Consider the following 11,305-nt stretch of genomic DNA (forward strand, 5'->3'; position numbering starts at 1 on the left):
TGATCCATATGGTTGACTACAAGCTATGACCAACCTACTTGCTGCACGCCTTGTCGGCCAATCTCCAAAGCTTTACCCACACGTTTTTAATGCGGTTTTTGCAGATATGGATGCCGAGCGTGCACACGAGATAGGTTTCGGTGCGATTCGTATCGCAGAAAAAACTGGTGCCTCTAAAGTGCTTCGCGCCGCGCTTGGCCCCAAGGAAAGCCTTCGGACACAAGCCATGGGCTTGACCTTCCCATCGCCTTTTGGTCTCGCTGCGGGCTTCGACAAAGCCGGCATTGGCACAAGCGCCCTGGCGGATCTAGGCTTCGGACACATTGAAGTCGGCACGATTACCGGACAAGAACAGCCCGGTAACCCCCAGCCGAGACTTTTCCGACTACCCGAGGACCGCGCCCTGATTAACCGCATGGGCTTCAACAATCATGGCGCCCAGCGCATTGCGCCTCGGTTGGCGACAACCCGCAAGACATTGACGCGCCGATTTGGTCAGTTCCGTCCGATCCTGGGCGTGAATATCGGCAAGTCGAAAGTCGTGGAGTTGGAAGACGCCATTGACGATTATCTTGTGTCCACCCAGCTGCTCGCACGTCATGCCGACTACCTGGTCGTGAATGTCTCAAGCCCAAATACACCGGGGTTGCGACAGCTTCAAGCTATTGAGTCGTTAGCACCACTGTTGGCTGCCGTGTCAAAAACCGCAGATGCGGTGACCGGTCGTCATGTCCCACTTGCCGTCAAAATCGCCCCCGATTTGGTCGACGACGACGTCATTGCCGTAGCAGACATGGTGTCAGAGCTTGGCTTGGATGGCATCATTGCCACCAACACCACGATTTCTCGAGACGATTTGACCGCCGACCCAGCTGAAGTTGAAGCACTGGGCGCCGGGGGAGTATCCGGTGCGCCACTCGCCGCCCGATCCATGGAAGTCCTTGATCTGTTGGCCAAGCACGTCACCTCAGCCAGCATCATTTCCGTGGGTGGTGTCACCACGGGACAGGATGTCATTGACCGTCTCGAAGCCGGTGCAACCCTGGTTCAGGGTTACACCGCCTTCCTCTACGAAGGGCCGCTGTGGGCCGGCCGCATCAACGCGGCACTAGAAAACCGTTAGCTGGGAAACTGGCCGCGTTTGACCTGCGGCTTCGGTAACCGCATCCGACGCATCTGGGTGGAGCGCATCGCAGCGTACCACCGGGTGCCCGGTTCCATCTCGCCGAATTTTGCTTCCAAACGCTTTTTCACCTGGTGACCGACCCAGAAGCCCTCAAAGATCACCAGAAACACGAAGGCCAGCATGCCGATGGTCGATGCCATCTGCATCGTCGGCGTTGGCACAAAGCTCAATCCCAAAAAGACCAGCACACCAATAATCAGCCATTCACCCAGGCCCCAGCGCGCATCTACGTAATCACGTGCAAACCGACGCTGCGGGCCCTTATCGCGTGGCGGCAAATACTTCTCTTCGCCAGTATCCAAGGCACGGCGCATTCTGGCGCGTTCTTCGGCAACAGCCTCGCGATGCTGCTGGCGAGCTACCTTACGGTCATCCGAGATTAACGGACGACGATTCGCGGCCTCTTGGTCGCGCCGTTTTGGTGTGGGGCGTCCCTTGCCCTCGGATTGAGACTTTGCAGTGCCCCGGTCTTCTTCGGTCATTTCTTCTCTTCTGTTGTTCAGCATGGACGAATGTGTTGCCTCTATTCTAGGTGTTCCAACCTCACTGTCATCCCGACTACGCTAATGACCATGAACGCATCTCTATCAGCTGCCAATACGCCCAATCCGCACAGTCAAGAATTCATCTCAGCCGTCAAAAACTGGGTCGATCAGCACTTTTCGGGCATCGTCACCGACCTCTGCCAACTGGTGACTTACCGTTCCTTAGCCTTTGACGGTTACGACAGAGCGCCATTGGAGTCGTCGGCAGCAGCCGTGGCGGAGCTATTCGAAAACCTCGGGTTCAAGCAAGTGCACCAACTTACCGAAACAAATAGCGACGGCGAGCAATCCGGTCCGGCCATTATTGCCCGCTCGCCTGCCCAAGGGGACAAGCCAACTGTCTTGTTATATGCACACCACGATGTTCAGCCAGTCGGCGACTGTGAAGCCTGGGAAACGGATCCTTGGGTGGCTACCGAAAAATCTGGTCGGCTTTATGGTCGAGGCACCGCGGATGACAAAGCCGGTATCGTTGTCCACCACGCTGCGATTCGAGCCCTGCAGGAGCTACTGGGTGACGACCATGGCTTGGGTGTGACCGTATTCATCGAAGGTGAGGAAGAAGTCGGCTCACCTTTCTTCGCCCAGTTTTTGCAGGAGCATCAACAACTTCTCGCCGCCGACACCATCATCGTTGCCGATTCCGCGAACTGGTCGGTCGAGATCCCCGCGCTGACTACATCGCTACGCGGATTGCTCGACGGCGTCATAGAAGTTACCGTGACTGAGCATCCTGTGCACTCCGGGCTATTCGGGGGACCAGTGCTTGATGCCAACACCATATTGGCCCGAATTATTGCAAATCTTCATACCGCTGACGGCGACGTAGCCATACCCGGACTCGACCAGACGCGCTGGGCCGAAGTGGCCTATGACGAAGAGGAGTACCGCCAACAAATTGGAGCTGTTCAAGGCTTAGAACTGGCTGGTACTGGTGGTCTCGCTGATCGACTATGGAACAAACCGGCGCTAAATATCATCGGCGTTGACACCACTTCAATAGCTGAGTCTTCCAACTCTATTGTCCATACCGCTCGTGCGAAATTCTCCATGCGCCTTGGCCCGGGTATGGATCCACAGCATGCCATGGACACTCTTACCGCTCATGTACAAAACACGCCAGCTTTTGGTGCAACAGTAGCCGTCCATCCAGGCGAACAAGGCAAGCCGTTTGTTGTGGAGGCAACCTCACAAGCCAGTGCCATGATGAAACAGGCCCTGTCTGAGGCGTGGGGGACTGACGCCATCGAGACCGGCATGGGTGGTTCCATTCCATTCGTGGCTGATCTGGTCGAAGCATTTCCAAATGCAAGCATTTTGCTGACTGGCATAGAAGATCCAGACACGAAAGCACATTCGCCCAATGAATCATTAGACTTGTCTGTATTACGCCATGCGATTGAAGCAGAGATACTATTGCTTGCCAGAATGGCCCTAGACCATGTGGAATAAAGACTACGGGCAATAACGTTGCATCATTTGACCGCAGGTGTCACATTTTCAGAGGAGTACACGATGTCCCAGACAGATAATATTGCCGACCAGCTGCCACAAGCGGCTCCCGCTGAAGGACTGCCGCAGCACGAGATCGTGCTAACCGACGTGGCTGCCTCCAAAGTTCGCGACCTCTTGGTACAAGAAGGCCGTCCGGATCTGCGCTTGCGTATCGCTGTACAGCCGGGTGGATGCTCCGGCCTGATCTACCAGCTGTACTTTGACGAACGTGTGCTCGATGGCGACGCCGTCAACAGCTATGACGGCGTTGAAGTCATCGTCGACAAGATGTCGGTGCCTTACTTAGCAGGGGCTTCTATCGACTTTGAGGATTCCATCACAAAGGTCGGTTTTACGATCGATAACCCTCAGGCTGCTGGCTCTTGTGCCTGTGGAGACTCGTTCCACTAGACATGCTTCAACAGTAATTTCCTGCAAAACGGCGGGTTGACGTCACATAGTACGTTGACTCGCCGTTTTGCTGTCATGGTCCAACTTTCCGATAGAAAAAGCACTAAGCTAGACACAGCAAAAGTTGTTTTGCCTGGATAACTCTCAGTGCGACGTGAGAGTAGGCTAATGACACAAGGCAAAACACTCGCACTGGACAAAGAAGAGGAAGGGCCGTCTGTGAGACTGCTACAACGAGCCGGCAGCCGCGGCAAGAGACTCCTAAAGGGGGGAGTCATTGGCGCTACGGCTTTGCTGTTCTTGACCGCGTGTTCAGAACATGCAAAACGAGGCTGGTATCCCGGATCTAACGAGACAACCAACCACAACGAGCTACTCACCAACCTCTGGGTTGGAACATGGGTAGCCGCACTTGTGATTGGTGTCATCACCTGGGCATTGATGCTCTGGGTCATCGTGGCCTACCGTCGTCGTAAAGGCGACAAAGGTTACCCACGCCAACTCGCATACAACGTCCCCATGGAAACCATGTTCACCGTGATTCCAATTATCTTGGTTCTCACCCTATGGGGCTTCACTGACCGCGTTGAACGCACTATTAACACGCCGGTAGAAGACTCGCCACTGGTGGTTACCGTGCACGGTAAACAGTGGGCCTGGGACTTCGATTACGAGTACACCACGCCAGATGGCCAAACAGAAGAACGCCACCTGTACGGTATTCAGGGCCAACTAACCGGTGAGGAAGGTGTTGAAGAAACCCTTCCAACCCTGTACCTTCCGGTCGACGTACCAGTTGAATTCCAGTTGAAATCACGCGACGTCATCCACTCGTTCTGGGTTCCTGCCTTCTTGCAGAAACTGGATATGGTTCCAGGACAGACCAACCGCATGTACCTCACTCCGGGTGAGACTGGACACTTCCAAGGTAAGTGCGCCGAACTTTGCGGTGAATTCCACTCTGAAATGCTGTTCAACGTCGAGATCGTTGAAGAAGCAGAATTCCTCAACGAAATCCGCCAGCTTCCAGAGGGACTGTCGGGTGCGGAACTGAACCGTAACCCGAACGAGAACCCTGATGGTCAGCGCGATCAAGAGGTACCTCTGGGCGATCCACAGCGGATCGAGGAGTAAGGTAAATGACTACTTACGAATACACACAAGACGACACTCGGTCGCGTGTACGGCCTCAGGTAGTGCCGGTCTCCAAAGGCCGCATTATCGTCAACTGGCTGACCACGACCGACCATAAGACCATCGGGTACCTGTACCTGATGACGTCATTCATTTTCTTTGGCCTCGCCGGCGTCATGGCGTTGCTTATCCGTGCTGAACTGTTCTCACCAGGTATGCAGGTCCTGCAGACTAAAGAACAGTTCAACCAGCTGTTTACTATGCACGGCACATTGATGCTGCTCATGTTCGCGACACCGCTGTTCATTGGTTTCGCAAACGTAATTATGCCGCTTCAGATCGGTGCACCAGATGTGGCCTTCCCACGTCTGAACGCCTTGGCATACTGGTTCTTCCTGTTCGGGTCGCTCATTGCTACCGCAGGATTCCTCACCCCACAGGGTGCAGCATCATTCGGTTGGTTTGGATACGCTCCACTGTCGAATGCAACGTACTCACCAGGTATTGGTGGAGACATCTGGGTCTTCGGACTTGGCCTGCAGGGCTTCGGTACCATTCTTGGTGGCGTGAACCTGATCACCACCATCATTTCGATGCGTGCCCCAGGTATGACGATGTGGCGTATGCCGATCTTCACCTGGAACACTTTGATCACCGGTATCTTGATCCTCATGGCCTTCCCGCCACTTGCTTCGGCACTGTTTGCGCTGGGCCTGGACCGTCGTTTCGGCGGACACATCTTCGATCCGGAAAACGGTGGCGCCATCCTGTGGCAGCACTTATTCTGGTTCTTCGGTCACCCCGAGGTTTACATTATTGCGCTACCGTTCTTCGGTATCGTTTCTGAGATCATTCCGGTCTTCTCGCGGAAACCAATCTTTGGTTACAAATCCCTGGTATTTGCGACCGCAGCCATTGCAGCACTGTCCATGACCGTGTGGGCACACCACATGTACGTCACCGGTTCAGTACTGCTGCCATTCTTCTCCTTGATGACTATGCTCATCGCCGTACCTACCGGTGTGAAGTTCGTCAACTGGATTGGAACCATGTGGCGAGGATCAATCACTTTCGAAAACCCGATGCTGTGGACCCTCGGATTCATGGTTACCTTCCTGTTCGGTGGTCTGACCGGTATCATCCTGGCCTCCCCACCGCTCGACTTCCAGGTCTCTGACACCTACTTCGTAGTTGCACACTTCCACTACGTAGTCTTCGGTACGGTAGTCTTCGCAATGTTCGCCGGCTTCTACTTCTGGTGGCCTAAGTTCACCGGTAAGATGCTCAACGAAACCTGGGGCAAGATCCAGTTCTGGATGCTCTTCCTCGGTTTCCACGGCACCTTCCTGGTCCAGCACTGGCTGGGTGTCATGGGGATGCCACGTCGTTACGCCGACTACATGGTGGAAGACGGCTTCACTCTCATGAACCAGTTCTCGACCGTATCGTCGATGCTACTGGGCGCGTCGATCATTCCATTCCTCTGGAACGTCTACTACACCGCCCGCTACGGCAAGAAGATTACTGTTGATGACCCATGGGGCTTCGGCGGCTCGCTCGAATGGGCAACCTCTTGCCCGCCACCACGTCACAACTTCCACGCACTGCCACGGATCCGTTCTGAACGACCTGCACTCGACCTGCACCATCCAGAACTGATTCCACTAGAGCGTCGTGAACATATGACAACGAAGGCAGGTGCATAGCGCGTGAAGATTAACCAGCAGCTATTTGCAATTCTGGGAACGTTCTTCCTCGCAGTAGCCATCGTGTACACAATCTGGACCCGCGGAACCGAATGGGTCGGGATCCCTGCCCTGTTCGCTCTTGCCGGTATGCAGTACATGATTGCTTACTACCTGCGTTTGGTAGAAAAAGAGTACAAAACGGGTGTCGACGATAAAGACGACGGAGAGATTGAAGAATACTCCGGAACTTACGGTCGTTTCGCCCCTTGGAGCTGGTGGCCACTGGGCCTCGGCGCCGCAGCCGCAATTGTAGTACTCGGTGTAGCTATCGACTGGTGGATTTTCATCATCGGTATCGGCGCCGGACTATTCTTTGTAACCGGTTGGGTATTTGAATTCTCACGGGGACAGCACAAACACTAACGTGTAGTGGCAAGCCTCTATGAGTGGAGGGTCTCAGTCTTAGGACTGCGACCCTCCACTTTTTTAACCTCATCACCTGCGCAATATCAGTCCAAGCCGTTTGTACGGTCGTACTTGCATGTTCGAGAGGCTGTGCAAACGACCGAGCGAGCATTGCCTCACTAGGGATCGTATCTCGACACGGACATTCACAATTGGCCTCCAATACTCATTAGAGATTGCGACCAACTTGTATTCAGCCCAATGAGCATGGACAGCCGATTAGCTCAGCGCTAGCTTGCCTGCAAAATAACGATATGAATCCTGCCATCCACGCACTGCGATGTGGGTAGTTTTCAAGCGACAGGGTCACTCAGCTGCTCACGGAGTCCGAGACAGTCGGACACGCCAAAGTCAATTATCTGATCGCAAGTTAGTGGAGTGACAGATTAGATCGCACGAATGGAGACATGTGCTTACGCGGTCCGATGGGATTCGGCATCAGTATCTATTCCAAGTCTGCAAGCGGGGTTTCTGGTGCCCGGTGCGTCATCGTAACCAATTTTGCCTGACCAGCACTGCGTGAGCGGATTGGTCTACACACGGCGCTACCGAACAGTGTGAATACTTCCACGGTCTACTCGCTGACGGAGCTGGATCCCGTCCAGGATCTTGCTGCTGCCTGCTGCGAGCATCCAAAGTTGCCACTTTGATGTCCTTTGTTGAACCGCCCGGCTTCTAGTTGATCACACACTTACAGCCAGTATCAACTGAGCAGTCTGGACATCATTGATCACGCTCAGACCTCGTGTTGCCTGACGATGTGGGCACAGGAAGAACCGATCTAGGTACTGGTCGGGCCTTGGCGGGATGTTACCAGGGCATTCCCGCCAAATGTTTCTGCTTCGCCATCGCCTCGCTTGCGACAGATAAAGATAGTGATCGACTCGACAAAGAAATGGCTCTGCTGGCCCATAGTAAGCGACGGGTTTGGTTACCTGCCTATCGACGCCGACTGTGCCCAATTGCTGTTTCATGTCAACTCCGATGGATAAGAGCAAGGCAGCCTGGCGCTGACCATCAAAGTGGATTCCTCCCGCTGGGGCGCCGTGTTTAGCGACGGGTACCATGGTCGGTGCTGTCACCGACCGCATCGTGCACCACGGGAGGTTGGTATGGTTTCGCGGCGAATGCTACCGCGTCCAATACGCCCTGATGAAATAGTCCCTTAGCGCTATTGTGGCTGGACTCTTACCGCTCTAATGGCCGGCTTCTTGTAGATATCTATTAGACGCTTCGGAAGTTCTCCGCACGCAGGACAAACTATGCAGGGCGGCCTCCACTACGGTTACTTGTCTTCTGAAATGATCAATCATCTATCATCCCCCAGTTTGTTCTAGCGGAAATCACTTGGGACGGCTGAAACGATTTCGGTCACAAATGAGAATCTTTAGCAGGAACGAATCGACAATGGTGCTTGGCACGATGCAGTCGACGCCAGTCTGGCCTAGGCCGCACAATTATTCAGCTTTCCAGAATGCAGGAATGAGAGGGCAATATTCACCCGTCGTTGACAAGGGGCGCTATTGACACGACGGTCGACCTGGAGACTAGGGAAGTTGTTTCTCTGGATTTCTGCGAAGGAATATACAACCTTTATGGAGGGTTCTCGAACACCAAACTAGAGTAGTATCGCCGCTAAGTGAATATTTGCAGTACTGGAGTCCACTCATGGTGTCATTGAGAGCCACAGCCTCAATGTAGTGTTGGGCTTGCTTGGAGCCATCAATGGTGGCTTTGAGAGCCACCTGCGGTTTGGGCTCCTTTCGTCATGTGCCAATCCACATGACGAAAGGAGTGCCCTATTATGGTACGCAAAATTCCAGCGAAGTTAGTCCTAGAACTTCGTGCTCAAGGGTTGTCAGCCTGATCCATTGCTGCGGGGCATGGCATCTCGCGCAATAGTATCGCTGCGGTATTCGAAGCCGTAGACCGCGCCCACATCAAGTGGGATGATCTTGCCGAGCTGTCCGAGGCCGAGGTGTATCAGGTGGTGTTTCCGCACCGCGGTGAATACCAGAGCGTGTATGCCCAGCCGGATTGGGACGCGGTGCACAAAGAGCTGGCCCGGGTCGGGGTCACACTGAAGTTGCTGCATAGCGAATACGTCGATGAGCACGCTTCAACGAACCAGCCGGTCATGAGTTATGACCGGTTTTGTCGGATCTATCAGAAATATGTGCTGCAATCGGGTGTGACCTCACGGGTCGGGCATAAAGCCGGCCAGACGGTGGAAGTCGACTGGTCCGGGCCTACGATGCGGCTGGAGGACCCGGTCACGGGCAAAACGCAGACGGTGTATCTGTTTGTCGCGTGTTTGCCGTTCTCGCGGTATGCGTTTGTGGAACCCACCTTGGATATGCAACAAAATACGTGGCTGGCCGCCCATGTGGCCATGGTTGAATTTTTTGGTGGTTCAGTGCCACGGATTGTGTGCGATAACCTAAAAACCGGAGTCATTCAGCGCCCGCGCGAAGGCGAGATCGTGCTCAATACGGCCTACCGCGAGATGGCCGCGCATTATTCTGCAGCGGTATTGCCCGCAAGAATCCGAGCTCCCAAGGACAAATCCAGCACCGAAAACACGGTGGGCTATATCGCGACCTGGGTCATTGCAGCACTACGCAAGCAAACCTTTGCGACCCTTGGCCAGCTGCGCCAAGCAGTCCAAGAACAACTGGCCGCGTATAACCGTGAGCCGTTCCAAAAGCGCGCTGGCTCACGTGCCACGGTCTTCGACGCTGAAGAGCGTCACTTGTTGCGGCCCTTGCCCGCAGCAGCCTACGAGATCAGTGACTGGGTTTACGGTCGGAAAGTGGCCCGCAATAGTCACATCACCTGGGCCAAGAATTATTACTCGGTGCCCTATACCCATATTGGCGAAAAAGTCGATGTGCGCATCACCGGCACCACAGTGGAAATATATCGCAATCACCAACGGTTGTGTTCTCACCTTCGCCTGCCGGCCACCGCGGTCAATGAATATGCCACCAATGATGCCGACCTGCCACCAGGTGCTGGTTATCAGCCCTAGGACCAAGACCGGGTTCGTGCCTGGGCGCAACGGATCGGCGCCAACACCCAAGAGGTCGAGGACCGGATCTTTGCCGCCGTCCCCATTGCTGAACAAGGACTGGATCCAGCCCTGGCAGTACTGCGCTTAGCGCGGCGGTATTCCCATCAACGCTTAGAAGCTGCCTGTGCTGTGGCGCTAGCCAGCCGGGTGCCTTCGCCACGTTATGCGCATTTGCGGCCTATCTTGGAATCCGGTCAAGACAAAACCGGAGAGGTGCTCTTACCAGGAGACGATCACGAGACCACCGGCTACGTTCGCGGCGCAGACTACTACGCAGGAGACACTAAATGAGCAGTATCGATACCGACACCCGCCGCAAACTGCGCGACATGGCCGCCGGCCCACTCCTTGACGCGATACTGGCCCAAAACGACACGCTGACCCTGGGCATGTCGTTTGAACAACGCATCCAACTGGTCGTGGATGAAGCCCACAGCGCCTTCACCCATGCCAAAGTCGAAGGACTGATCCGCCGCGCCCAGCTGCGCTACCCCAACTCGGATCTGCGCCGGTTAGACATGCTCGAAGAACGTGGCCTCAACCGCGAGGTCATCACCCAGCTAGCCACCTGCTCATTCATTGACCGACAACACAACGTGGTCTTCCAAGGCTTCACCGGCTCCGGGAAATCCTACCTGGGCTTAGCGTTAGCCAAACAAGCCTGCACGATGCGCATCCGCGCCCACTATGTCAGGATGCCAGATCTGGAAGAAGCCTGGATCCAAGCAGCAGACAAGCCCCAAGGCCAAGTCAAACTGCTCAAAAAATACGCCAGCTTCACGTTGTTAGTCATCGACGAATGGCTCCTGGACTCACCCAATGAGTCGATGCGCAGCATGCTGCTGGAACTACTGGAGCGGCGCTACGATAACGCCTCCACAGTGTTCTGCACCCAATACGCCAAAAAGGACTGGCATCAGCGCCTGGGATCAGGTGTTCATGCCGATGCCATCATGGATCGAATCGTGCACAACACCATTTGGGTAGAAACCGGAGGCTACAACATGCGTGAACATACCGCCAACATCAACGCCTAACTCCGGTGGTGGGCGTCGGTGGCTCTCAACCACACCATCACCGGCGCCCACCGGCACCAATGCCGGCTTCTGTCGACGACGCGTGAATAATGACCCTCTAGGGACGGATGAATGTTGACCCCTCATTCGTTCAAGCTCGGTGGCGTGATGAGTGTGGAAGATTGGGCAGAGATCCGTCGGCTGCATCGCGCCGAAGGTGTTGCTATCAAAGAAATTGTCCGCCGGATGGGGATCAGCCGGAATACGGTGCGCAAGGCGTTAGCGTCTGATGA

9 protein-coding genes and 1 pseudogene are annotated in these 11,305 nt (G+C 54.8%); 9 read left to right on the plus strand and 1 reads right to left on the minus strand.

Annotated features, from left to right (window positions below):
• The first annotated feature begins 25 nt into the window (after positions 1-25).
• A complete protein-coding gene (locus tag A6F49_RS08015; protein ID WP_043057972.1) occupies positions 26-1,123 on the plus strand; it encodes a quinone-dependent dihydroorotate dehydrogenase in 1,098 nt (365 codons plus the stop codon).
• Here the strand turns inward: A6F49_RS08015 and A6F49_RS08020 are convergent.
• Positions 1,120-1,692, minus strand: a complete 573-nt coding sequence (locus tag A6F49_RS08020; protein ID WP_043057973.1) for a DUF3043 domain-containing protein — start codon at positions 1,690-1,692, stop codon at positions 1,120-1,122. The two genes, A6F49_RS08015 and A6F49_RS08020, sit on opposite strands and share 4 nt — an antisense overlap.
• A gap of 66 nt (positions 1,693-1,758) precedes the next feature.
• On the opposite strand from A6F49_RS08020, the gene A6F49_RS08025 reads away from it, so the two are divergent.
• The 8 genes and pseudogenes from A6F49_RS08025 to A6F49_RS17305 form a co-directional block, all read left to right on the plus strand.
• Positions 1,759-3,183: a dipeptidase gene (locus A6F49_RS08025; protein WP_150119426.1), complete on the plus strand. Its 1,425-nt coding sequence runs from the start codon at positions 1,759-1,761 to the stop codon at positions 3,181-3,183.
• A 63-nt stretch (positions 3,184-3,246) separates the two neighbouring features.
• On the plus strand, positions 3,247-3,636 hold the full coding sequence (locus A6F49_RS08030) for a HesB/IscA family protein (RefSeq protein WP_043057975.1): 390 nt from the start codon (positions 3,247-3,249) through the stop codon (positions 3,634-3,636).
• Between the two features lie 168 nt (positions 3,637-3,804).
• Positions 3,805-4,770, plus strand: coding sequence for an aa3-type cytochrome oxidase subunit II (gene ctaC, locus A6F49_RS08035; RefSeq protein ID WP_082911664.1), 966 nt, complete (start codon positions 3,805-3,807; stop codon positions 4,768-4,770).
• A gap of 5 nt (positions 4,771-4,775) precedes the next feature.
• Positions 4,776-6,476: an aa3-type cytochrome oxidase subunit I gene (gene ctaD / locus A6F49_RS08040; protein WP_043057976.1), complete on the plus strand. Its 1,701-nt coding sequence runs from the start codon at positions 4,776-4,778 to the stop codon at positions 6,474-6,476.
• Positions 6,477-6,479: 3 nt separating this feature from the next.
• The gene (locus A6F49_RS08045; RefSeq protein ID WP_043057977.1) at positions 6,480-6,881 is read left to right on the plus strand and encodes a cytochrome c oxidase subunit 4; all 402 of its coding nucleotides are present in this window, start codon (positions 6,480-6,482) and stop codon (positions 6,879-6,881) included.
• Between the two features lie 1,846 nt (positions 6,882-8,727).
• Positions 8,728-10,287 (plus strand): annotated as a pseudogene (gene istA / locus A6F49_RS08050) (IS21 family transposase).
• The gene (locus A6F49_RS08055) at positions 10,284-11,033 is read left to right on the plus strand and encodes an ATP-binding protein (protein ID WP_043057978.1); all 750 of its coding nucleotides are present in this window, start codon (positions 10,284-10,286) and stop codon (positions 11,031-11,033) included. Before istA ends, A6F49_RS08055 begins: the two are co-directional and overlap by 4 nt.
• A 144-nt stretch (positions 11,034-11,177) precedes the next feature.
• Positions 11,178-11,305: helix-turn-helix domain-containing protein (locus tag A6F49_RS17305; protein WP_150119312.1), on the plus strand; the 128-nt coding region annotated here is incomplete at its 3' end.

The sequence above is a fragment of the Enteractinococcus helveticum genome (genome assembly GCF_001657475.1).
GTDB classification, from domain to species: Bacteria; Actinomycetota; Actinomycetes; order Actinomycetales; family Micrococcaceae; genus Yaniella; species Yaniella helvetica.